The 22,698-nt window shown below is 67.3% G+C and carries 18 protein-coding genes; 6 read left to right on the top strand and 12 right to left on the bottom strand.

Annotated elements, in window-relative coordinates; genetic code table 11:
• Positions 1-79: 79 nt before the first annotated feature.
• Together AC1DJ5_RS12460 and AC1DJ5_RS12455 are read left to right on the top strand one after the other, a co-directional pair.
• Positions 80-1,588 (top strand): DUF1800 domain-containing protein, encoded by a 1,509-nt coding sequence (locus tag AC1DJ5_RS12460; protein ID WP_477020803.1) that lies wholly within the window; start codon positions 80-82, stop codon positions 1,586-1,588.
• On the top strand, positions 1,585-2,775 hold the full coding sequence (locus tag AC1DJ5_RS12455) for a DUF1501 domain-containing protein (protein ID WP_477020802.1): 1,191 nt from the start codon (positions 1,585-1,587) through the stop codon (positions 2,773-2,775). The genes AC1DJ5_RS12460 and AC1DJ5_RS12455 overlap by 4 nt, the downstream gene beginning before the upstream one ends.
• Before the next feature lie 14 nt (positions 2,776-2,789).
• On the opposite strand, the gene AC1DJ5_RS12450 is transcribed toward AC1DJ5_RS12455, so the two are convergent.
• The gene (locus AC1DJ5_RS12450; RefSeq protein ID WP_441454993.1) at positions 2,790-3,008 is read right to left on the bottom strand and encodes a hypothetical protein; all 219 of its coding nucleotides are present in this window, start codon (positions 3,006-3,008) and stop codon (positions 2,790-2,792) included.
• A 141-nt stretch (positions 3,009-3,149) separates the two neighbouring features.
• Between AC1DJ5_RS12450 and AC1DJ5_RS12445 the strand changes: the two genes are divergently transcribed.
• Entirely contained in the window at positions 3,150-4,754 is a 1,605-nt protein-coding gene (locus AC1DJ5_RS12445; protein WP_477020801.1) for a M20/M25/M40 family metallo-hydrolase, read from the top strand.
• A 108-nt stretch (positions 4,755-4,862) separates the two neighbouring features.
• Here the strand turns inward: AC1DJ5_RS12445 and AC1DJ5_RS12440 are convergent, their stop codons facing one another.
• The 10 genes from AC1DJ5_RS12440 to AC1DJ5_RS12395 all read right to left on the bottom strand — a co-directional run bounded on the left by AC1DJ5_RS12440 (position 4,863) and on the right by AC1DJ5_RS12395 (position 19,061).
• Positions 4,863-4,994 (bottom strand): hypothetical protein, encoded by a 132-nt coding sequence (locus AC1DJ5_RS12440; protein WP_441454995.1) that lies wholly within the window; start codon positions 4,992-4,994, stop codon positions 4,863-4,865.
• Positions 4,991-6,601, bottom strand: a complete 1,611-nt coding sequence (locus AC1DJ5_RS12435; RefSeq protein WP_477020800.1) for a SulP family inorganic anion transporter — start codon at positions 6,599-6,601, stop codon at positions 4,991-4,993. The genes AC1DJ5_RS12440 and AC1DJ5_RS12435 overlap by 4 nt, the downstream gene beginning before the upstream one ends.
• A 93-nt stretch (positions 6,602-6,694) precedes the next feature.
• Complete coding sequence (locus tag AC1DJ5_RS12430) at positions 6,695-8,218, bottom strand: FAD-dependent oxidoreductase (RefSeq protein WP_477020799.1); 1,524 nt, start codon at positions 8,216-8,218, stop codon at positions 6,695-6,697.
• Positions 8,219-8,360: 142 nt separating this feature from the next.
• Positions 8,361-9,983, bottom strand: a complete 1,623-nt coding sequence (locus AC1DJ5_RS12425) for an N-acyl-D-amino-acid deacylase family protein (protein WP_477020798.1) — start codon at positions 9,981-9,983, stop codon at positions 8,361-8,363.
• A gap of 19 nt (positions 9,984-10,002) precedes the next feature.
• Positions 10,003-10,914 carry a dienelactone hydrolase family protein gene (locus AC1DJ5_RS12420; RefSeq protein ID WP_477020797.1) on the bottom strand — a complete coding sequence of 304 codons (912 nt, stop codon included), beginning with the start codon at positions 10,912-10,914 and terminating at the stop codon, positions 10,003-10,005.
• 17 nt (positions 10,915-10,931) lie between these two features.
• A complete protein-coding gene (gene ggt / locus AC1DJ5_RS12415; protein WP_477020796.1) occupies positions 10,932-12,671 on the bottom strand; it encodes a gamma-glutamyltransferase in 1,740 nt (579 codons plus the stop codon).
• A 32-nt stretch (positions 12,672-12,703) separates the two neighbouring features.
• Positions 12,704-13,999 (bottom strand): dicarboxylate/amino acid:cation symporter, encoded by a 1,296-nt coding sequence (locus tag AC1DJ5_RS12410; protein ID WP_441455001.1) that lies wholly within the window; start codon positions 13,997-13,999, stop codon positions 12,704-12,706.
• A gap of 95 nt (positions 14,000-14,094) precedes the next feature.
• Positions 14,095-17,352, bottom strand: a complete 3,258-nt coding sequence (locus tag AC1DJ5_RS12405) for a TonB-dependent receptor (RefSeq protein ID WP_477020795.1) — start codon at positions 17,350-17,352, stop codon at positions 14,095-14,097.
• Positions 17,353-17,494: 142 nt separating this feature from the next.
• Positions 17,495-18,451 (bottom strand): FecR family protein, encoded by a 957-nt coding sequence (locus tag AC1DJ5_RS12400; protein ID WP_477020794.1) that lies wholly within the window; start codon positions 18,449-18,451, stop codon positions 17,495-17,497.
• A complete protein-coding gene (locus tag AC1DJ5_RS12395) occupies positions 18,423-19,061 on the bottom strand; it encodes an RNA polymerase sigma factor (protein WP_441455004.1) in 639 nt (212 codons plus the stop codon). The genes AC1DJ5_RS12400 and AC1DJ5_RS12395 overlap by 29 nt, the downstream gene beginning before the upstream one ends.
• A gap of 390 nt (positions 19,062-19,451) precedes the next feature.
• On the opposite strand from AC1DJ5_RS12395, the gene AC1DJ5_RS12390 reads away from it, so the two are divergent.
• Together AC1DJ5_RS12390 and AC1DJ5_RS12385 are read left to right on the top strand one after the other, a co-directional pair.
• Entirely contained in the window at positions 19,452-20,117 is a 666-nt protein-coding gene (locus AC1DJ5_RS12390) for an ATP-binding cassette domain-containing protein (RefSeq protein ID WP_477020793.1), read from the top strand.
• Positions 20,114-21,517 (top strand): hypothetical protein, encoded by a 1,404-nt coding sequence (locus AC1DJ5_RS12385; protein WP_477020792.1) that lies wholly within the window; start codon positions 20,114-20,116, stop codon positions 21,515-21,517. The genes AC1DJ5_RS12390 and AC1DJ5_RS12385 overlap by 4 nt, the downstream gene beginning before the upstream one ends.
• A 56-nt stretch (positions 21,518-21,573) precedes the next feature.
• Here the strand turns inward: AC1DJ5_RS12385 and AC1DJ5_RS12380 are convergent, their stop codons facing one another.
• Positions 21,574-21,987: a hypothetical protein gene (locus tag AC1DJ5_RS12380; RefSeq protein ID WP_477020791.1), complete on the bottom strand. Its 414-nt coding sequence runs from the start codon at positions 21,985-21,987 to the stop codon at positions 21,574-21,576.
• A 247-nt stretch (positions 21,988-22,234) separates the two neighbouring features.
• On the opposite strand from AC1DJ5_RS12380, the gene AC1DJ5_RS12375 reads away from it, so the two are divergent.
• Positions 22,235-22,381, top strand: coding sequence for a hypothetical protein (locus AC1DJ5_RS12375; RefSeq protein WP_477020790.1), 147 nt, complete (start codon positions 22,235-22,237; stop codon positions 22,379-22,381).
• Positions 22,382-22,698: the final 317 nt, after the last annotated feature.

The raw sequence follows: 22,698 nt of genomic DNA, 5'->3' as shown, positions 1-22,698 counted from the left end.
AGAAAGATCGAGGCCGCTCGCGACGGCTTTCAATGACTGAGCCGTTCAACCCAAAGATCGACCAGACAGGTGTTCGCCCATGCCTTCATCGTCCGACGCGCGCATGGCCGCCGCCATCGCCCTGACCCGCTTTGGCCTGGGTGCCGGACCGGGCGAGATCGACGCCGTCGCGAGCGATCCGCGCGGTTGGCTGACCGGTCAGATTCGCACCGAGGGCGCACCGAATCCGGCGGGCGAGTTCCAAGCCTCCACCGATCGGGTTCAGACCTTCCTCGCCTATCAGCGCGCCGCCCAAGGCGCGCGTCAGGTCCGCCGGGCGAACCAGGCCGAAGCCCCCCAACCGACCAGGGCCGCAGGCGGCGAACAGGAGACGCCCGCCGCCCAGGCCGCCTTTGCCGCACAGGGCCAGGGCCGGCGCGAACTGGCCATGGATACGGCAAGGGAGTTCCTGGCTCGATCCCAACTGGGCGCAACGACGAAGGCGGGCTTCGCCGAACGCTGGGCCCTGTTCTGGGCCAATGCCTTCACTGTTTCCTCGACCAAGTTTCAGGCCGCCGTCTTCATGGGCCAGTATGAGCGCGAGGCCATCCGGCCGCACGTCTTCGGCCGTTTCGAGGACCTGGCGGTCGCCGCCGAAACCCATCCGGCGATGCTGCTCTATCTCGATCAGGCCCAGTCGATCGGCCCCAACAGCCCGGCGGGCGAGCGGCGCCAGGCCGGTCTGAACGAAAATCTGGCGCGCGAGATCATGGAACTGCACACCGTCGGCGCCGACGGCGGCTATTCCCAGGGCGACGTGACCGAGTTCGCCCGGGCCCTGACCGGCTGGTCGATCGCCAACGGCCGGGACGGCGGCGAGGTCATGAGGGCCGGCATGAGACGGGGCCAGGGCGCCCGACGCCAGGCGGCTCTGGCCGGAGAAGCCGGCGAGAAGGGCTTCGTCTTTCGACCGATCGTCCATGAGCCCGGCGCCCGCACGGTGATGGGCAAGCGCTACGCCGAGGGCGGCGCCGAACAGGGCAAGGCTGTCCTGCGCGATCTGGCCAACCGGCCGGAGACGGCGCGACGTCTGGCCCGCAACATCGCTCGCCATTTCGTCGCCGACGATCCGCCGCCCGCCCTGGTCGGACGGCTGGAGACCGCCTGGATGGGCTCGCGCGGCGATCTGGCCCAGGTGGCCAAGGCCCTAATCGAGGCGCCCGAGGCCTGGGCGCCGCGACCGGAGAAGATCAAAACTCCGTACGAATTCGTCGTCTCGACCCACCGCGCCCTCGGCACGCGGCCGCAGCGCCCACAGCCCCTGCAGCAGGCGCTCCAGCAGATGGGCCAGCCCGCCTTCCAGGCCCCCTCGCCCGAAGGCTGGCCGGATACGGCGGACGACTGGGCTGGGCCGGACGCCCTGGTCAAGCGGTTGAACTGGGCCAAGGGCGTCGGCGACGCCGCCCAGATCGCAGACCCGAACATCGTGGCCGCCGCCGCCCTCGGTCCGCGCCTCGGCGAACGCAGCCGCCTGGCGGTGGCGCGCGCCGAAAGCCGCGCCGAAGCCCTCACCCTCCTCCTCATGTCGCCGGAGTTCCAACGCCGATGACCGACGCCCTCCGCATCGACCGCCGCCTGCTGCTGGGAGGCCTCGGCGCCGGCATCGGCCTGGCCTACGCCGGTCGCGCCGCCGCACAGCCCTCCGCAGGACGGCCCAAGCTGGTCATGATCATCGCGCGGGGGGCCATGGACGGCCTGTCGGTGACGGTCCCCTATGGCGACGCCCGCTACCGCGAACTGCGCGGCGCCCTGGCGATCCCCGAGCCGGGTCAGGCGAACGGCGCCCTGGCGCTGAGCGACGGCTTCGGCCTGCATCCCTCGCTCAAGACCCTGCATGACCTCTACGGCGCCGGCCAGATGCGCTTCGCCCCTGCCGTGGCGCTTCCGGTGCGGGTGCGTTCGCACTTCGACGCCCAGGACGTGCTGGAAAACGGCGGCGAGACGCAGCGGTCGCAGTCCGACGGCTGGCTGAACCGCGCCTTGGTCGCGGCCGGCGGCGCGGGCGGCCTGAAAGGTCTGTCGATCGGCGCCCAGACGCCCCTGATCCTGCGCGGCGCCGCCGAGACTTCGAGTTGGGCCCCCGGCGGTCAGATCAAGGGCGAGGACCGGATCTCCAGCCTGCTGCAGGACCTCTACGTCGAGGATCCGATGCTCGGCCACAATCTGGCGCGCGGCCTGGAGACCGAGGCCCTGGCAGGCGCCATGGGCGACGGGACCGCCCCGCTGCGCCGCAACAACGTCGCGGGACTGGGTCTGGCGGCGGCGCGGCTGATGACCGGCGATCAGGGGGCAGACGTCGTGGCCCTGTCGGTCGACGGCTGGGACACCCACGCGCGTCAGCTGGGCCAGCTTCAGCCTCGGCTCGAGGGGCTCGACGCCCTGATCGGCGGACTGAAGACGGGTCTGGGCGGCGAATGGAGCCGCACCATCCTGATCGTCGCCACGGAGTTCGGCCGCACCGCCCGCGCCAACGGCACCCAGGGCACCGATCACGGCACGGCCTCGTCCCTGTTGCTGGCCGGCGGCGCGGTGAAGGCGGGCGGTCCGATCGGCGACTGGCCGACCCTGGCCGAGAACCGTCTGTTCGAGAACCGCGACCTAGCCCCGACCCTAGACGTGCGCTCGGTGTTCAAGGGCGTGCTGCGCGATCACCTGGGCGTGGACCGGGCGGCGCTGGACGAAAAGGTCTTCCCCGGCAGCGCCGCCGAGGCCCCGACGCTGGCTGGTCTGGCCTGAGCCCCGTACGGCGCTCAGGAAGCGTCGCGGCCCGAGACTTCCGTCGGAGCGAAGGTGAATAGTTCCAGCGCGCGCTGTTCTGCCAGTTCCCGCACCCGCCCGAACGGCATGTCGTATTCGGGACGGAACGGAAAATGAGCCGATATCACGGTCGCTTCGTCCGTGAACTCGGCGCTTACACGCCATTCCAGAGGGTCAAGCTTCAGGGAGCTCAGTCGGAAGGCCGGTTTCATAATGGGTCCTCTCTGGATGCCCATTTGAAACGGTCGAACCGACGCCTGGCTCCACTGGGGCGTGGATCTGTGCAGGCGGTTTGCAGAGTGCGCCCGGATCACGTCAAATGCCGCCCAGTTGAATCACTGGGGGCTTTTAATATGAAACGTCTGCTCGTCGGCCTGTCGGCCCTTTGCATCGCCACGCCGGCGCTCGCTCAGCCGGTGGATCGCGTCGCGATCAACGGCATCATCGATCAGGGGCTGAACCACAGCGAGGTGATGCAGACCGCCGCCTATCTGACCGACCGGATCGGCGGGCGGATGACCAACTCGCCGCAGATGCGCCAAGCCGAGCAATGGAGCCAGCAGCGCTTCCGCGACTGGGGTCTGTCGAACGTCCGCGCCGAAGGGTTCGAGTTCGGACGCGGCTGGTCCATCGTCCGCTCCAGCGCCCGCATGACCGCCCCGCGCGCCATCGAACTGCGCGCCATTCCGGTGGCCTGGACGCCCTCGACCAACGGGACCATCAACGCCGGCGTCGTCGTCGCCCCGATCAGCAAGGTCGAGGACTTCAACAAGTGGCGCGGCAAGCTGACGGGCAAGATCATCATGCTGTCCCGACCGGATACCGGATCGGAGCCCTCCGAGCCGGCCTTCCGTCGCTGGACCGACGCAGAACTGCGCGACCGCAACACCTACGTCCAGCCGCAGTATTCCCCCGCCGCAATCGAACGTCAGTTGAAGACGGCCGATTTCACCGCCCAACTCGACGCCTTCTTGGTCGAGCAAGGAGCCCTGGCCTGGGTGAAGATGTCCCAGCGCGACGGCGGCCTGCTGCATGGCACGGGCTACACCTATCAGGTCGGCGCCACGCCCAAGCTGCCGGGCATGGAGATCGCCGCCGAGGACTATCGCCGCCTCGCCCGCCTGGCCCTGACCGACACCCCGCCGATGCTGGAACTGCTCAGCGAGGTCCAGTTCCACGACGACGACGTCAACGCCTACAACATCCTGGCTGACATTCCCGGCACGGACCGCTCCGGCGAATATGTCATGGCCGGCGCCCACCTCGACAGCTGGGTCGCCTCCGACGGCGCCCAGGACAACGCCGCCGGCAGCGCGGTCGTCATGGAGGCCGCCCGCATCCTGACGCAGCTGGGCGTGAAGCCCAAGCGCACCATCCGTTTCGCCCTGTGGAACGGCGAGGAACAGGGCATCCTGGGCTCGCTGGCCTATGTGGACCGCTATCTGGCCACGCGTGCGCCGTCGTCGGACCCGGCCCTGGCCGCCCTGCCCAACAACCGGACCTGGCGGAACCGTTGGCCGGTCGAACCGCGCCCCGGCTATCGCAACCTGGTCGCCTACTTCAATCTGGACAACGGCTCGGGCAAAATTCGCGGCATCAACGCCGAGGGCAATGTCGCCGCCGCCCCCGTCTTCCAGGAATGGCTGGCCCCCTTCGCCAGCATGGGCGCGACCACCGTCTCACTTCGGCCCTCGGGCGGCACCGACCACGTCTATATGCAGACGGTCGGCGTTCCTGGGTATCAGTTCATCCAGGACCCGCTCGACTATAACAGCCGCATCCATCACACCAGCATCGACAGCTATGACCACCTGAAGCCCGAAGACCTGCGTCAGGCGGCGGTGATCCTGGCCAGCTTCCTGCTGAACGCGGCCAACCGCGACGCGCCGCTGCCGCGCATGCCCCTGCCGACCCAGCCCGCGCCCAGCGATCCGTTTGAGTATCCCGCGGCCGACTGACCTCAGACCGGTCGGCGCGGCGAAGCCATGATCAAGGAAAAGCTGGCCACTCCGCGCAGGCGGGGTGGCCAGCAGATCGTCTCGCGTCGTCTGCGCCCCCTCAAGCCGTCACGTGAAGGACACCTCGGCCGTCACGGCGGCATGGCGTCGCGCGATTTCGCCTCGCCCCACCGTCATCTGGGTCGGCCGCAGTTGTTCGATCGCCACCGGATGAGGCAGCGGCTCCAGGTTCTTGATCACGGGGTCCGCTCCGACTCGTTCTCCAAGGCAACGATCGCATCATCGACGCTGTAGCTGCTGCGCGCCTGAAGTCCGGTAACGCCCGACGCCGCCATCAGGTCCCGCGCCCGGTCGTGCAGGCGGGCGAACCGCACCCTGACGCTCTGGGTCCGCATCAAGGCGTCGAACTCGATCAGGGCGTCCAGCGCGGTGCTGTCCAGGTCGATGCTTTCCTCAAGGCTGAGGACGACCGCGCGGATCGCCGGTTCGTCACGCACACGGGCGGCGATGATCGCCAGGACGCGCTCGGCGTTGGCGAAGAACAGCGGCTGGGCGGGTCGCCAGATAGCGATGCGCCGGGGCAGGACGGCTTCGGGGTGGCGGGCGACGTCGACATAGTCGTGACTGCAGCCGAGGCGACCCAGTCGAGCGACGCGCGGCGTGGCGAGGCGGCTGACTAGGGCCAGCAACGACAGGCCGATCGCCACCAGCATCCCGTTCAGAACGCCCAGCGCCAGCACGGCGACCGCCGCGCCCAGAGCGACATACTGATCCCGGTCCAGCCGCCACAGACGCAGGAGAGGCGCGGGATTGAGCGACGACGAGAGCGCCGCGATCACCACGGCCGCCAGCACCGTCTGCGGCAGATAGGCGACCAGGGGCGCGCCCCAGGCGATCAGGACCGCCAGGCCGATGGCGGCGACGACGGCGGTCGCGCGCGTGGCGGCGCCGGCGGCCTCGCTGGCGGAGCCCGCCGAGAAGCCCGCCCCCACAGGCATGCCCTGCGCCAGAGCGCTGGCCAGATTGGCGACGCCCAGCGCGCCCAGTTCGCGGTTGGCCTCGACCCCATCGCCATGACGCAGGCTCATGGCCCGGATCGTCCCCCAGGACTCGGCGAACAGGATGAGCACCAGCGGCAGGGTCAATTGAACCAGACGAGAATAATCGGCCCAATCCAGGCTCGGCCATTTCGGCCACCCTGGCGCGATCTGGATCACGCCGACGACCGGCACGCCGCGCTCGGCCAAGCCAAGGACGCAGGACAGACCCACCCCGGCGACGAGAACCAGAAAGGCGCCTGGAAGAAAGGGCCAGCGCTTGAGTGTCAGCAGCACCGCCAGGGCGACGGCGCCGACAGCCAGGCTGATCCAGTTCCATGAGGGCGCTGCGAGCACCAGCCCGCCCAGCAGTCGGAAAATGTCCGGAGCCTGAACCGAAGTCCCGACCAGGATAGGCGCCTGGCGGACAATGATGGTGATCGCCAGGCCAAAGGCGAAACCGCGCAGCACGGGCCGGGAGATGAAGCCGGCGAACCCGCCCAGCCGTGCCGCCGAGGCCAACAGGAACAGCCCACCAACCATGGCGACGACCAGCGCCGCCAGGGCCGCCTTGTCCCCCGCGTCGCCCGGCATCACCGCCAGGGTGGCCGCCAGGATCGCCGCCGAAGACGAGGTCGGCGACACGATCGCAAACCGGCTTCGTCCCGCCACGGCATAGCCGAGGCATCCGGCGACGGCGGCGAAGACCCCGTGCTGGGGTTCCAGGCCCGCGATCCCGGCATAGGCGACCGCCTCCGGCAGCATCAGGCCGGCGACCGACAATCCAGCGATCAGGTCGTTTCTGCGCATCCCGCCGATCTAGCGGCGCATATCTCTGATTTTTCAAGCGCCGTGGAGGTCGTGCCCCCGGGACCCTGGTCCCGGCCGCTGCCCCGTCCCCGCCTAGACCTGACAGCCCAGTTCCGCCGCAAACCGCAGGCTCTCCAGATCACGGCCCAGGGTGGCGGCGGCCAGGAGGCGTCCCCCCTGCTCGAAACGCACCGTGGCGTCGGCGCCCATGACCGAACCGTCGATCCGCAGCGCATCCCAGATCGGGGCATGACCGACGTAGTGGATCGACTGGTCGTAGTGGCGGCTCCAGAAGAAAGGCGCCTCGGTCAATTCCACGGCCTCGCCCAACATGTTCATCGCCGCGACCTGGCCCTGGCGCTCGGCCACGACCCAGTGTTCGACGCGCAGCGACGCCTCGAAGATCCGGCTCGGATAACGGGCGATGTCGCCGGCGGCGAAGACCCCCGGCCGGCTGGTGCGCATCCGCCGGTCCACGACCACGCCGTCGTCCACCGTCAGCCCCGCATCGATGGCCAGTTGGAGCCTGGGCCGCACGCCCACGCCCAGAACCACGAAGTCGGCGGCCAGTCTTGAATGGTCGGACAAGACCACCGTCTGGCCATCGAAGGATTCAGCCGTGAGCCCCAGATGGAACCGCACGCCCCGGCTTTCATGCAGGTCCCGCACGAACTGACCGATCTGACGTCCCATGACCCGCTCCAGCGGCGCGCCTCCGGGCGCGACGACGTGGACCTCCAGCCCGCGCGTCCTCAGGGCGGCGGCGGCTTCCAGTCCGATAAAACTGGCGCCCACGATGACGACCTTCCGCCCCTGCTCCGCCGCCGCGATGATCGCACGCGCGTCGGCCAGAGAGCGCAGGAGATGCACGTTCGCCCGGTCGAAACCGGGCGTCGGCAGCCTGACCGGCTCAGCCCCCGTGGCCAGCAGCAGGGCGTCATAGCCAATCCTTTCCCCACCGCGCCCGACCACCTCGGCCGCCTCGACATCCAGTTGCACGACCTCGAACCCCAGGCGCAGGTCGATGGCCTGTTCGGCGTAGAATTCGGCTGGCTTCAATGGAATCCAGTCCTCGGGCGCGGTCCCGGCCAGATAGTCCTTCGACAGATTGGGCCGGTCGCAAGGCGGGTCTGAGTCCACGCTTAGCAGCGTCAGCGTCCCCTGATAGCCGCGTCTCCGCAGCATCTCGACGGCGGCGAAACCGGCCGCCCCGCCGCCGACGATGACGATGCGCTTCGGATGACCTGAGCCCCCGCGCGGCGTCGGCTGCGGCGGCGGCGCCTTGGCCCGCACGAAGACCTGCTCGCCTTCGACCTCGACGGTCCAGCAATCCAGCCTGGTCATGGCCGGCGCCGCCAGCGCCTCGCCGCTGCGCAGGTCGAAACAGGCGTGGTGCCAGGGGCAGTGCACCGTGTCGCCGACCACCAGGCCTTCGGCCAGCGGGCCGCCGTAGTGAGTGCAGGCGGCGCTCACCGCCCAGAGGCCGTCCGCGCGACGCGCCAGCAGAATCGGCTCGTCGCCCACATGGCCCGCCAGCACGCCTTCCAGGGAGATCTGGGCCAGGGGAAAGCCGCGGCTGAAATCGGGGCCTGAGGCGGCGGTCTGCGACGCGTCCATGGTCTGCCTGCTCCTTGGCGCGCACGATCCGGCGCGCCGCAGATGTTCGATGCGCAACCTGGCCGAAGGTTCCCGAGAACCTTGCCGTTCGTGGCCCCTCCGACAGGGGTGAACAGAGATGAGGACCGCTGGTGCTGACCGATCAGCGCGGCGCTGCACCCATGACCTGGTTGGCAACGCGGCAGGTTTCGACAGGGTCGCGCGGCAAGGAACGTCCCGACAGAATATCGGTCATTCTCCCATCTGCCACCGCGCGGCGACCGTTGACGACGACATGCACCATGCCCTCTGCCGGCCGCTCAGGTTCCAGATAGGTGGCCTGCGGCGAGAACCGCTCCGCATCGAATACAGCGATGTCGGCATAGGCGCCGGGTTGCAGCCTGCCCCGCCCCGCCAGCCCAAACGTCTCTGCCGTCAGCCCCGTGCTGCGATGGACAAACGCCTGCGGAGACAGAACCCCTTCGCGACGCACATAAAGGTCGTAAAGACGCGCGAAACTGGCGTAGCGACGCGGGTGACCGGCGGAAGCGTCCGAGGACGTCATGACCCAGGGCCGCTGCATGAAGGCTCGGATGTCGGCTTCCGTCTGGTTGAAGGAGGCGACTGAAGAACCGCCGGCGCGCAACACCCGGATCGCCGCTTCGACGGGGTCCGTCGTCCACAGCAAAGCCGCCTGGCCGAGGGTGAGGCCGCGCACCTCGTGCGGCGCGCCCGCCGTCAGAAGCAGGGACTCCGCCCCGCCGCGACGCCGCAGGTTGTCGGCCATTTCCTGTCGAATCCGGACGGACTGATCGGGATCGTCAAGGCGCTGCATAAGCGCCGCCTCGCCGTCGGCCTGCGCCCATCGCGGCAGTAGCGCCGCCGCCAATGCGGTGCCGGACGCATCCCATGGATACTGATCCGCATGGACCGTCAGCCCGTCGCGCTGCGCCGCCTCGATCCGGTCGATGATCGCCGGCGCCTGACCATGAACATCCACGCCCAGAGCCTTGATATGGGCGATATGGACAGGAATGTTCGCGCCGCGCCCGATATCGATCGCCTCCTGCACCGCCGCCTCGAGGCCGGCGCCGTAAGAGGACTCGTCGCGCAGATGGGTGTCATAGATCCCGCCCCGTCGCGCCGCCTCCCGGGCCAGAGCCGTGACCTCGTCGGTCGCTGCGTAGTTCTGGGGCGCGTAGAACAGCCCTGTCGACAGCCCCATCGCGCCTTCACACATCGCCGTCGCCACAAGGGCGGCCATACGCGACTGTTCGTCGGCGGTGGGCGGCCTGTCGGTCTCTCCCATCACCTGCCGTCGTACGGTCCCGAAGCCGACGTAGCTGACCAGGTTCGGCCCGATGCCATTCGTCCCAGCCCATTCAAACATCGCGCCGACGCCGTTGTTTGACGACGTGCCGTCATTACCGACAAAAACCGTCGTCACGCCTTGCAGCAGGGCGGCCGGCAGGCTGCGTCGTCCGGCGTCAGCCGACATCAGGTCCGCCAGGTAGTGGGTGTGGGGATCAATGAAGCCCGGCGTGACCCACAGGCCGCGCGCATCAATCACCTCCCGCGCACGGCTGTCAGCAGGCGCTGCGCCAACCAGCACGATGCGATCCCCGAGCACCCCGACATCGGCCAGAACAGGCTCGCTCCGCCCGCCGTCAAAGACCAGGCCACCGCGGATCAACAGATCGAACGGTTCCTGCGCCTGGGCTCTTGAAACCGGGCTCACCGCCAGGGCGGCGACAAGCGCGGCGGCGCCGAGCGTGAAGCGTTTCATTCCGATGCCCCCCTCATGATCAGCGCGGCGCCAGGGCGTCGGCGAAGAAGACCCCGGCGCGTTCACGCACCGCCCGCGTCGCCTCGGCATTGGCCCGGACGGACTGCCGACGACGGCCCGGATCGTCGAAGCTGTGGTTGGCGCCGGGGTAGGAACGGAAAGTGATCTCCGACCCCGCCGCACGTGAGGCCGCCGTCAGATCGCGGCAACTGTCATGCGACACCTCTTCGTCCGCCGTCCCTATGTGCACCTCGATCGGCGCATAGGTCTTGTAGCCCTGACGCCGGAACCGCCCCTGAAGACCGCAGCCGGGATACATGGCGATGCCGGCGCGAAAGCCGATGCGGCGCATGTCGCCAGGCTTGTCGTCGGCCAGGGCCGCGAGAACGGTGCTGGCTCCGTTCGACCACCCCATCAAGCCGATGCGATTGTCATCGACGCCGTCGAGGTTTCGCAGGAAGCGCAGGGCACCATAGGCATCAAGAGGACGGATCGTCACCTCGTTGATGTCCGCCGGGCGGCTGGCATAGGTCCCGGCCGCGAATCCCGCCGGGTGGCCCCGCGCGCCAAAGCTGTCGACGATCAGGGCGTAGTAGCCGCGCTCGGCCCAGTACTCGGCCCAGAAGCGATGGCGCAGGGTCAGGGTGCTCGCGTCATAGATCCCGTTCGCCAGCGACGAATAGGCCCCTGCCCGTCCGTGCATCAGGACGACCGCCGGCGCTCCGGCCTCGACCGGGGTGCTGGGTCGGAACAGATAGCCGACCAGTTCAGTGCGCTGCTCGTCCAGGCTTCGGAAGACGACGCGCTCGCCGCGCGCCTTGGCCGACGCCTCAAGCGGCGGCGCCGCGTCCTCGGCCTCCTGCGCCAGGACCGGAGCGGCTGCGGCCAACAGCAGGACACCCAGTCCCGCCGCGATGCTCAGAGTTTTCATCTTGTTGCCTCTCTTCCCTATTCGTCGGCGATGACCGCCTCGGCGTCCGGGCGGCGCGTGTCGGCGGCGCCCAGGCGCTGGCCGTCCTGGACGGCGATAGACTGACTGCTGCCGATGGTCTCATCGACCACGACCCTGTGACCCAGCCCCTGCAGTAGGCGAATGGTGTCGGCGCTGATCCCCGGCTCGACCAGCAGCGCGCCCGTCGCCCCGTCCTGATGGACACGAGGGGTCTGAGTGGCCTCGGCGATGTTCATCCCGTGGTCGATGGCGTTGACGATCAGTTGGAACAGGGTGTTCGGAATGGTCGATCCCCCCGGCGTCCCCGTCACCAACCAGGGCTGACCGTCGCGGAACACGATGGTCGGGGCCATGGTCGAGATCATTCGCTTGCCCGGCTCCATGCCGTTGGCGGTCAGCGGCCGCCCCTGGGCGTCCATCCTGCGATTGAAGGTCTTCATCTGGTCGTTGAGCAGGAAGCCCGCCCCATCGATCACCGCGCCCGAGCCGTAGGACGACCCCAGCGTATAGGTGTTGGCGACGGCATTGCCTTCCGCATCGACGACCGAGAAATGGGTGGTGTCTATGCCTTCGACCTCCCAGGGGTCCCCCGGCGTCAATCGGGTGCGCGGCAACAGGCGCACAGGATCAATCAGCGCGGCCCGCCCATCGGCGTAGGCCTGAGCGGTCAACTGGAGGGTGGGCAGTCGGCTGAAATCCGGATCACCGATGTAGCGGGTGCGGTCCAGCTGGGCCAGTTTCATGGTTTCGGCCATCAGATGCAGGGTCGCCGCCGTATTCGAGCCCGAGGCCTTCAGGTCGAAATTCTCGGCGATGTTCAGCATCTCCAGCAGCATGACCCCGCCGGCGCTGGGCGGCGGCATGGTCACGACGCGGTGGCCGCGATACTCCGTCTCCAGCGGCGTGCGCTCCAGCGGACGATACGCCGCGAGATCGGCATGGGTGATCAGGCCGCCGTGCTTGCGCATCGAGGCCACGATGCGATCCGCCACGGCGCCGGTGTAAAAGGCCCCTGCGCCGCCTCGTTCGATCTGTTCCAACGTCCAGGCCAGATCCGGCTGTCGCCATAGGTCGCCGGCGACGTAGCGCGAACCATCAGGCTTGCGGAAGACGTCCCGTCCCGCCTGCCAGCGCCCCACCATCCGCTCGGCCCAGGCGGCGGCGAAGGCCTCGTCGCGGCTCAGCGTTACGCCGTCGGCGGCCAGCCGCCGCGCCGGCTCGACGACCTGCGCCCAGGACAGCCGCCCCCATCGCTCATGCGCGTGAGCCAGGCCGGCGACCGTGCCGGGCACGCCGGACGCGCGGTAGCCGTAGCGCGCGTCTTGCGGATCGCCTCCCTCCTCGGCGAGGTAAAGCGCCGCCCGCGCGGCCTGGGGCGCCGTCGAGCGATAGTCGATGGCGTAGGTTCGGTTTTCACCCGCCACATGCACCAGCATGAAGCCGTCGCCGCCCAGATTGCCGGCCCGCGGCAGGGTGACCGCGAGAGCGAAGCCCACCGCCACCGCTGCGTCCACGGCGTTGCCGCCCTGAGACAGGATGTCAGCGCCCACCCGGCTGGCGATGGCGTTCTGGCTGACCACCATGCCCCTTTCACCGATCACCGGATGATGGATGGAGGCGTAGTTCAACAGGTCGCGCGGCTCGGCCGCGGCGGTCTGCGCGCCGGCTTCCACCGGTGCGAGCAGCGTCAGCCCCATCGCCAGAAGCGCCATAACGGCGGCTGGCCCGTCCTTCATGCGCTTGATCGCACCCTCCGTGGAACACCGCATCATTCGACGGGCCTGGCGAGGTAGGACGCCATATCCAGTTCGTCTTCCCAACGGGCGACAGTCACCGCCACGGACAGGTCGCTGGTGCAGTTCGGCACCGTGCGGATCATGTCCAGCGGCCGGTCGAACGGCAGGATAAAGCCGACGATCAGGGCAGTCTGTTCGGCGCCCAGACCGATCACCGACAGGACGGCTGCGAGCAGGAACAGCGAGGCCGAAGGCACGGGCGCCGTCCCCATCGCCACCAGGGTCGTCACCGCCATGATCGCCAGATAGTCGGTCAGGGCTAGGTCGATGCCGAACACCTGGGCCGAAAATGTCGCCAGCAGGCCGACGTAGAGCGCCGTTCCATCCATGCTCAGCGTCACGCCGATCGGCAGGACCGCGGAAGCGATCGCCGGACTGACCCCCAGATTCCTCTGCGCCACGCGCATGGCGACCGGCAGGGTCGCCGAGCTCGACGAGGTGGAGAAAGCCACCACCACCGCATCGGCGATGTCGCGGAAGAAGGGCAGGACCGGGACGCGGGCCAGGAACCGCAACAGCCCGCCATGGATCAGCAGGGTCTGGATCAGAGAGCCAAGCAGGACGCAAACCCCCAGCTTGAACACGCTGACGAAAGCGGCCGGCCCGCTGGTGCCCATCACCCAGGCGATCAGGGCGAACACGCCAAAGGGCGCCAACTCCATGACGAAATAGACGATACGCAGCATCACCGCCGCCGCGGAATCGAAGGCGGCTTTCACCGGCCTTCCCTCGTCGCCGACGACCAACAGGCCGACACCGAACAGAACCGCGAAGAAGATCACCGCCAGCACATCACCGCTGGCCAGGGCCGCCACGGGATTCAGCGGGATGATGTTCATCAGGGTGTCGCTGAAACTCTGGGCCTCGGCCACCGGCTGAGGCGCCACCCCGCTCAGGTCGACGCCGTCTCCCGGCCGGATCAGGGCGCCGACCGCCAGCCCCACGGCCGAGGCGGTCAGCATCAGGGTGAAATAGAGGAAAATCGTCTTGACCCCGACAGACCCCAGGCGGCCGGGGTCGGACATGGCCGCCACGCCCGCCACAACGGTAACGAACACCAGAGGAACGACGAGCATGCGGATCAGGCGCACGAAGACGTCGCCGATCCATTTCAGATCGACCGCCGCCTCGCCGAGCAGCAGTCCGGCGACCGCCCCCAGCACCAGTCCCAGCAGAATACGCCGCCACAGCGGGACGCCGAACCAAAGGCGCGCAACACGCGCGAGCGGTCGACGTCCCGCGCCTGTCGACGGGGAAAGAATAGACATCGGGAAACTCCCTGGACGTCGAAAATTACAAGTATCCGGCGACCCTGGCCGCCAGCGGGAACGTCGCCGAATTCGGCGACGTTCCCCTCACGCGCTTAGAAGCTCTTGCGGATCGTGGCGTACCACCAGCGACCGCGGTTCGAGTGAACGCTGCCGTTGTAGCCGAAGCGGTCGTCCGCCAGCGGCGGATCCTTGTCTTCGATGTTCCGGGCGCCCACACGAACCCGCGCGCCCCCTGCCCAGCCGTCCTTGTCGAAGGTGTATTGGACGTACAGATTGTGCGTCAGCCACTCGTCGATCACCCAATAGTCGTTGGTGCCGGTAATCGTCGCCGTGGTGTCGAAGAAGTCGCTGACATAGCTGCTGAACAGCCCCACCGACCAGGGGCCGTCGCTCCAGGTGACGGTCGACGACGCTTTCCAAGTCGGACGTCCGTTTCGGCGCAACAGATCCTCCACGCCGCCCACAGTCACGCCGGAGATCGTGCCGTTGGCCACAGCGTCCAGCAGGATCTGGTGATCCTCGCTTGCTTCCTGGAACAGCTTGGTGCGCTGGCTGACGTTCAGCGACCAGCGGAAGTTGCCGATCGGCGTGTTCCGCAGGTTGTAATACAGGCGGTAGTCGATGCCCGCCGAACTGCGGGGCTGCAGGTTCATGTAGTCGTCCTTGATGGACAACAGGGTGCCGACCGGGGCCAGGCCCGCCGCCTGACCATCGATGATTTGCTGCTCGTTCGGCGCCGCGCGGATGACGTTCGAACTCGAGCTGCCGACCTGACGCAGATAGTAATCCATTATCAGTTGGTTCGTGCCGCCCAGGATGCCGACCAGATCCGTCTGTTCGATCTGCCAGTAATCAACCGTGAAGGTCAGGTCGCCGTACCGGCGCGGCCACATTTTCGGCTCGAACACCACGCCTGCGCTGAAGTTGTCCGAATGCTCGGGCTTCAGGTTCGGATTGCCCGCACGTTGCTCGACACGCGACTCGGACGTGCAGTAATCGTTGGTGCTGGTCAGCGTCGGGATCGCTTTAATGGCCAACTGGACCGCGCAGGCGGCATAGTCGCGGCGGCTGTTCGAACGCTCAAAATCAGGCTGATGCAGTTGCAGCAGGTTCGGCGCCCGGAAACCCTTGGACCAGGACGACCGGAACATCAGCCAATCGGTGGGCCGGTAGGCCATGGCGACCTTGGGCGCTCCGACCGTGCCGAACAGCGAATAGTTCTCGACGCGTCCGGCGAGTTGCAGGTCGATCGACTTGACCCAAGGAATGTTCATCTCGGGCGAAACGACCGGGATCGCCAGTTCGGCGAAGGCGGATATGACGTTGCGCGCGCCGCTGCTGTCCGGCGTGAAGCTGACGCCCATGACGTCGCTCTGCGACTTCCCGCCGGCCAGGTCGGTGAAGGTGATCTTGCCGTCCAGGCGGTCGTCGCGATCCTCGGCGAAGGTCTCACGGCGGGCCTCGACGCCGGTCGCGAAGCCCACAGGACCGCCCGGCAACTGATAGATCTCGGGATTCGAGATCTTGAAGTCCCACAGCATCAGCTCGGTTTCGGAGACCCGCTTCACCCGCACCAGGATGCTCTTGAGCGTCTCGGCGTCATTCACGTCGAAAGCGCCATCCTTGGGACTGTTCAGATTGCCGCCGACGAACGGATTGTAGGCCGCGGGCGTGGTCATGTTGATGGCGGTCTGGAGGTTCGTCATGCTGATGCCGTCCATGACGTCGGCGACGCTCGCCTTCGAATACAGCAGGCCGGTTTCCCAGTCGAAACCGCGATGGCGGCCACGCAAGCCGCCCAGGTAGCGCGTCGTCTCGTTTTCAACGTCCACGCTGCGATAACCCAGGTCCGAGAAACGGAAGTCCTGGATTTCGACCGCCGCTCCGCCGGTCGGGAAGGCGGTCGTGCCGGTTCCCGTCACCAGCCCAGGCAACCGCGCCGTGACGCCCACGGCGCCCAACGGGTTCCAGTAAGCGGTAGGCGACATCAGCACGCGCTGGACCGCCAGCGGCGTATCCTGCTGACGCTGAGACCAGGTGTTGGCCCAGTAGTATCCAAGCTCGCCGAAGAACTCGACGCCGTTATCGAACTCATGATTGATGAAGGTGAACAGGTTGGCGCGATCCACCGCCGAGGTGATCGTCCGCATCGTGTCCAGGTCGTAGCGGAGGTTGTTGTCTTCGCTCGTGGTCGCCAGCGTCGAGTTGTCGAAACAGGTGCCGGCGATGAAACCGTTGGCCAGACAGCCCGGATTGGTGCTCGGCTGGATGTGGAAGGTGCCCGAGGCCGCGGTCAGGGTCTGACCGTCGACCTTGGTCGTCGCACCGGCCGGCTGATAGGTGGTCGGATTCAGGCGAATGCCTTCGGCCCATGCGGTGATGGTGCTGTAGGTACCGTAATCCAGTCCTTCGGCCCGACCGTTGAAGCGGGCGACTCGCCCGACCACCGTGGCGTAGTCCCGCTCCCAGATGTAGAGCGGGTCGCGGGTCAGATAATCGCCCATGACCGAGACGTTGGTCTTGCCGCGATTGAAATCCTTGCCCGCCTGGAAGTTGAAGGAATATTCCTCCATTCCGCCTTCGTCGCGGCCCATGCCGGCTTCGACGGTGAAGCCTTTGAAATTGCTGCGCAACACAGTGTTGACCACGCCCGCGACGGCGTCGGTCCCGTAAAGGGCCGCCGCGCCATCGGCCAGAACCTCGACCCGACGGATGCCCATGGTCGGGATGGCGTTGGTGTTGACCGTGGTGACCGGCACGAAGTTCTCGACCTGGGTGCCAGGGTGCAGCACCAGCCGCCGCCCGTTCAGCAGCGCCAGGGTGTTGCCTGTGCCGATCGCGCGCAGGTCGATCGAGGCGACATCGCCACGGGCGTTGTTGATGCCGCCGTTGTCGGTGTCGGCGTCATTGAAATTGACGTCGCCGTTCTGGGCGATGGCGCGGAACAGATCATCGCTGTCCGTGGCGCCGATAGCGTCGATGTCGTCGGCGTCAATGACCGTGATGGGCAGGGCTTCGTTGATGCGCGTCCCGCCGATCCGGCTGCCGACGACGACGACGTCGGCGACCTGCGCCGCGTCCGGCGTCCGGAAACGCTGACGCAGGGTGATCAGCGAACCCTGGCGGGCTGCAATCTCGAGATCGGTGCCGGCGACCAGTTGGGCGATCGCCTGTTCGACATCCATCGTCCCCGTCACCGACGGCGTCCGCGCATTCCCCAAATGCGCGGTCGGCGCCGAGATCTGCACTCCCCCCTGGCGCGCCAGTTCCAGGATCGCCTGGCTGATCGGCTGGGCCGGCACATTGAAACTACGGTCCTGCGCCTGCCCGCCCGTCGCGGCAAATAGCAAGGCTGCGCTCGCAGCGCCCGCCGTCAAACATCGTTTCCACGAATCCATAGGAATCCCCCGACCCTTACCCACAATTGAAACCTCCGTCTGAGACGGACATTTCTAAGACGCGGGGTCGGAGACTATTCCTCCAATTGTCGCTTCAGATCGTTCCGCGCCGAAGGCGAATTACATCCGGGCCGACAGTGGCGTGAAGGTTCAAACTGATCGTGACCGCTCGCACAAAGGCGACCGGATCGTCAGCCCGAAACAGCCCGGTGATGCGCAGGTCCGCCACCGCGGGATCAGCGATCTCGATCCGGGTGTCGCTGAACCTGGCAAATTCGGCGACGGCGTCGCGAAGCGTGCCGTTCTGGAAGGCGAGACGCCGGTCGCGCCAGGCCAGCGCTCGATCCACAGCCGCCGCGTCCACGGCGACTTCCTGGATCACACCCTCCTCAAGCGCGACGGCGCGGCTGGGCTCCACGCGCAGCAGAGACGCCCCGCGCGGCCGCAATTGCACTGCTGAATCAAGCGCCAGAACACTCAGCGGCGCTTGTTCGAGCCGCCTGACCACGAACCGCCCCGAACCCGCGATAATGGCCGTTCCCGCCGCCTGAACGACGAAGGGCCGACTGTCGCGTACGACTGTGAACAAGGCCTCCCCGAAGGTCAGTACGATCTCACGCGTGTCGCGACCGTAGCGGACGCTGGCCCGCGACAGGGTGTTCAGCATCATGGACGAACCGTCGTCCAGCGCGATGGTGCGGACCTCTCCCTTACGGGTCTCGAAAGATTGCGCCTTGCGCCAACAGGCGGCCATCAAGCCCGCTCCACCGACCATGCCCGCCCCAATCGACGCCGCGAGAAGGACGCGTCGATCCAGTTGCGGAATGTCCTGCAGTGCGGCACGCTCCAGATCGCCACCCGTCAGGGCCGCGGCGCGCAGACTATGCACCGCCACCGCCCGCGCCTTGGCATAGGCGCCCAATCTACGGATGTCGCCCTGTAGCCACGCGTCCAGCGCCGCCTGATCGCCAGGCGACAGCGGACCGCGATCAAGCCGCGCGGCCCACTGGGCCGCCGCTTGGTCAATCTCCCGACTGGTCTCCCCGGCCATCAGCCCTTCGCCACCCTTTGTCCGCTCTCTCTATCCTAGACGCGAGCACCGCATCATGTCCGCCATCGGCATAGGCCGCTATCAATAAACGCAACGCTTTTGCAATATGCTTTTCGACCGTGCTTTCCGGTATGCCGGTGCGGCGCGACACCTCTTTCTGTGTCAGGCCCGAGACGCGGCTCAGGACAAACACCCTGCGTGTCTTGTCCGGCAGGCGCGCAAGCATGTCGGCGAGCAACTGCAGTTCGTTGCGTCCCGAAAGACTGTCCTCGGGCGTTATCTCGTCGATTCCGGTCTGCAGATGCTCAACCTCGGCGAGCGACGTCATAGGCACGACGTTCTTACGTCGAAGCCGATCCGCCACCACCGAATAAGCGGTGCGAAAAAAGTAGGCTCGCACGTTCTGGATATGACCAACATCCGACACGCAGGCCAGCTTGGCGTAGGATTCCTGAATGATGTCGTCGATGTCGGCGTGCAGGTAACGACCACGCCGCAGCCAGCCACGCACCACAGGCTCATGCGGCATCACATGCGTCGCCAGCCAAAGCGCCGTTTTATCAGAAACCCCCATATGCGGAACCATGCAGCAAAGGGCGAAACGTGACAAGATTGCAGCAATAAAGTAACGATATTCAGACCTGCGCTAGGGGAGCCCCTTCAACCGGCCGTCGCCTTTTCTGCGCTAGCGGTCACGATCACGATCACGGCGGCACCCACGGTCGCCTAGGCGGTGCCCGCCGGGCTCGATGATCGCCAGACTCCTATCTGATCTGAATCGCCTCGGATCGAAACGTCGCGCGGCGTGCTAGGCACGCAATCGCCGACAATTAGTTAGACTGAAATGCGCGAAGCTGTGGGCTGGACGCCTAGCGAGCGACCGCTATCGCCTCCAGACCCACTTCGGAGCGTCGTGACCTAAGATTAACTGGCGCCACTGACACTCCCTCTCGTACGGGTTTCATGGGGTCGGCTGGACCTCGCAGAGTCCGATCCCGCCATGAGCGATACGTCCTCGTCCCTGCGCCTTGAAAACGTTTCGAAGCGGTATGGTCACAAGCAGGTACTGGAGGACGTGAGCCACACCTTCGCCCGTGGCCTGACCCTACTGACCGGGCCCAGCGGCGCGGGAAAATCGACCCTGCTGAGGCTGTGCGCGACGGCGGAAAAGCCCAGCGGCGGCACCCTGTTTTGGGACGGCAGCGCCCTACCGGCCGCCCGCGGGCGGCTGCGGAGTTCGGCGGGCTACGCCCCGCAGGCGGTGGACCTGCCCGAGGATCTGACAGCCCGCGAGTTCGGCCTGCATATGGCTGCCCTAAAGGGCCTGAACGTCCCCGACGCCGAGGCCCAGTTCCGAATGTTGCTCGACGCGCTGAACCTGAGCGGCGACGCCAACGGCCGGATCTCGACCTTCTCGGGCGGCATGCGCCGGCGGCTGGTTTTCGCCCAGGCCCTGCTCGGATCGCCACGGCTTCTGGCCCTGGACGAACCCACAGCCGAACTAGACGCCGAGTCCCGCGCTCGGGTCGGCGTCTTGATCAGCCGCGCGGCGCAGACCGCCGTGGTCATCATGACCTCTCACCTTACGGACTCCATCAGCGGCGGCATGGCCGTGCTGCGAGTCGAGGGCGGCAGACTGGCGCCCGTCACCGGAGCGTCCACGTGAGCCTGGCCGTCGTCAGATCGTCCCTGACCATCTCGCTCGCCCGCTACGGCCGTAGCATGGGCCTTTGGATCCTGCTGTTGGTGGCGCCGGTCGGAGCGCGCTTCATGATCGCGGCGCGCGGGGCGGATGCGTCGTTGATCGCGGTGGAGGACCGCGTGCCATGGCTGACTTCGCCGGTGCTGGGCATGGCGCTGGGCGTGGTCATCGCCACCCTGTTGCTTCCCGTAGCCTTCATCTATCTGCGGTCCAACGTTACCCGTCGCCAGCCCTGGCAGGTGGAAGAGGTCAGCCCCGCTAGCCGCATCGCCATCGCCTATGGCCGCTGGCTGGCCGACATCGCCGTGCTGGCCGCCGTGCTGGCAGCGACGACGGCCGCGGGCTGTCTTCTGGCCGTGCTGCTGTTGCCGCTGAACGAGGTGGAACCGGCGAGCATCATCCTGACCCTATGGGTCATTGCCGCCCCCCCGGTGGCCATGGTCGCCTCCCTGCACCTGCTCTTCGACGCCCGCCGCTGGACGCGTGGCCCGCTGGGCGAGGTCCTGTTCTTTGTCTTCTGGATGGGCTCGCTGGCGGTGGTGGTGATCGGCGGACAGGCAGGCGGATATGCCGCCAACATGACCGACCTGCCCGGCTTCATGTCACCGATCAGCTACGGCCAAGGCGGGACCGACAACTTCGTCATCGGCGGGGCGGAGATCCTGCCCGGCAGCGTGCCGATCCGGCTGGACGTCATGAGCGGCGTCATGGCGGACGGCTATCTGGCCGCCCGCCTGACCTGGTTCGGCATCGCCGCCCTGGTTCCGCTGCTCGCGGGAATGATCTATGCGCCCCATTCAACCCATAAGACCCGGCCGACCGCCGCCTGGCTGAAGATTCTGGAGCCCGGTCAGGCGCGACCAGCCGATCCCGATACGAACCCCGCCGGCGCCGGCAAGCTGCCCCTACTGGCGCTGGTTGTTGCCGAGGCGCGGCTGATGGCCGGGAGCCGCAAGGGCCTGCTGGCCATGGCGTTGGTGGCCGCAGTCGGCCTGTTCACGCCCTACTCTATCGTAGCCGGGCCGGCGGCGATGCTCCTGCTGGTGTTCGCCGCAACGGCCCATGCGGGCCGGAGCGAGCAGAAGGGCCTACTGTCCCTGACCGCAACCGCCGCCCTTTCTCCGGCCACGCGCAGGATCGCGTTCGTGCTGGCCGGAACGACACTGGCGCTGGTGATGGCCGCGCCAGCGGGGATGAGGGAGCTAATCTCGGGCGAATCGCGCATCCTGCTCGAAGCCAGCACCGTCGGCACCGTCACCTCCGTGACCGCCATCACCCTCGGCGCCCTGACCCGCTCAGCCACCGCGCCCCGACTGGTCCTGCTGATCGCCTGGTATTTCTATTTGAACTGGGGCGGGGCGTAGTCAGGCTGACAGAGCGCCCTTGTGATATTCACGCCGAACGAACTCCGGGCGCAGGGCTAGCAGAAAGCAGAAGCCACGCTGGCGTCGGTGTGGTCGAAACAGCTCGTGCCAAGAGCCATGCCCTTGAGCGGACATTCGAACCGATGCTTTGCCTCACGAGCGCTCGACGTCGAATTTTGACTCATCTCGGACAATCGGGAGTTCCGCTTATCGGCGCTGACGACAGAGGCCGCGCCGCTGGCGGCAGCGTTCCGCTTCGCGGCCTGGCGTCTATGTCGCAAATCGACCGGTCCCGGAGCCCCGCCGAATACTGGGCCGTTCACAGATGACAAGCACGCGCCGACCCAGCCGGTCTGCTCGACATAGTAGGAGAGCACGCTGGTGACGGCGATCGCCCCGGCGAGGGCTCCGAAGATCCGGCTGGCGCGCGCGGACTGCGCAGCAGCGATCAGCAGGGTGGAGTGGCGCAAGCCACGGCGCCCACCACAACGGACGCCGGGCATCACCGGCCGCCAAGAGGCCGCCGGCGACGCTGGCTAGACCCAATCCCGCGAGCCAGCCGATCGGGCGGGTAGAGCTCAGCGGCTGAATCATGACGTTGAGGTTTGCACGTCCCTTGTCCGCTTCAGGCCGCTCTCGATCCTAGGGAGAAACATGGACAGGCCCGCTTAACCTCCCCCACCAGCCACCGCCGCCTCTACAAGCGCCTGACTTACTATGGCGCGAACCCTGGAGACGATGTCGGAAGACCGGATCAGCGAACTGCATGTCGGCCTGTCGGCGACGATGAACCAGTTCTTCCTGGTCGAGTTTGGCAAGAAGACGAGGAGCGCCGAGCGCTCATTTTCAAACGGGCGCCGATGAGCGAGCCGCTGAAGGCGCCCCGGGCGGAGATTCAGGACCGGCTTGCGGCCGAAGCGACGCCCTCGGTGCCCCCCCCCCCCCCCCCGGTGCCGCGGATGCCTAATGCCGGCTGGCGACCGATCGACCGAGTCGCTTTCATCCCGGTCCAGGGCCTGGGCAAGTTCCAGCTGAAGGTGCAGGGCAGCTTGGCGGCGCTGGTGGCGCTAGATCACGGCCCAGAACGCGAAAACCCCCACGGCGTGAGCAGTGGGGGTTTTCGTTAAACTTGGGTGCGGGAGCAGGATTTGAACCTGCGACCTTCAGGTTATGAGCCTGAC

This window comes from Brevundimonas sp. 01N35, from assembly GCF_056399785.1.
This window is presented reverse-complemented; position numbering and strand designations above follow the sequence as displayed.

Coding starts and splice junctions, on each gene's coding strand:
- AC1DJ5_RS12445 (WP_477020801.1), top strand. CDS start 3,150: ATGAAACGTCTGCTCGTCGGCCTGTCGGCCCTTTGCATCGCCACGCCG.
- AC1DJ5_RS12460 (WP_477020803.1), top strand. CDS start 80: ATGCCTTCATCGTCCGACGCGCGCATGGCCGCCGCCATCGCCCTGACC.
- AC1DJ5_RS12410 (WP_441455001.1), bottom strand. CDS start 13,999: ATGTCTATTCTTTCCCCGTCGACAGGCGCGGGACGTCGACCGCTCGCG.
- AC1DJ5_RS12420 (WP_477020797.1), bottom strand. CDS start 10,914: ATGAAAACTCTGAGCATCGCGGCGGGACTGGGTGTCCTGCTGTTGGCC.
- AC1DJ5_RS12430 (WP_477020799.1), bottom strand. CDS start 8,218: ATGGACGCGTCGCAGACCGCCGCCTCAGGCCCCGATTTCAGCCGCGGC.
- AC1DJ5_RS12400 (WP_477020794.1), bottom strand. CDS start 18,451: ATGGCCGGGGAGACCAGTCGGGAGATTGACCAAGCGGCGGCCCAGTGG.
- AC1DJ5_RS12390 (WP_477020793.1), top strand. CDS start 19,452: ATGAGCGATACGTCCTCGTCCCTGCGCCTTGAAAACGTTTCGAAGCGG.
- AC1DJ5_RS12425 (WP_477020798.1), bottom strand. CDS start 9,983: ATGAAACGCTTCACGCTCGGCGCCGCCGCGCTTGTCGCCGCCCTGGCG.
- AC1DJ5_RS12435 (WP_477020800.1), bottom strand. CDS start 6,601: ATGCGCAGAAACGACCTGATCGCTGGATTGTCGGTCGCCGGCCTGATG.
- ggt (WP_477020796.1), bottom strand. CDS start 12,671: ATGAAGGACGGGCCAGCCGCCGTTATGGCGCTTCTGGCGATGGGGCTG.
- AC1DJ5_RS12375 (WP_477020790.1), top strand. CDS start 22,235: ATGGCGCGAACCCTGGAGACGATGTCGGAAGACCGGATCAGCGAACTG.
- AC1DJ5_RS12455 (WP_477020802.1), top strand. CDS start 1,585: ATGACCGACGCCCTCCGCATCGACCGCCGCCTGCTGCTGGGAGGCCTC.
- AC1DJ5_RS12450 (WP_441454993.1), bottom strand. CDS start 3,008: ATGAAACCGGCCTTCCGACTGAGCTCCCTGAAGCTTGACCCTCTGGAA.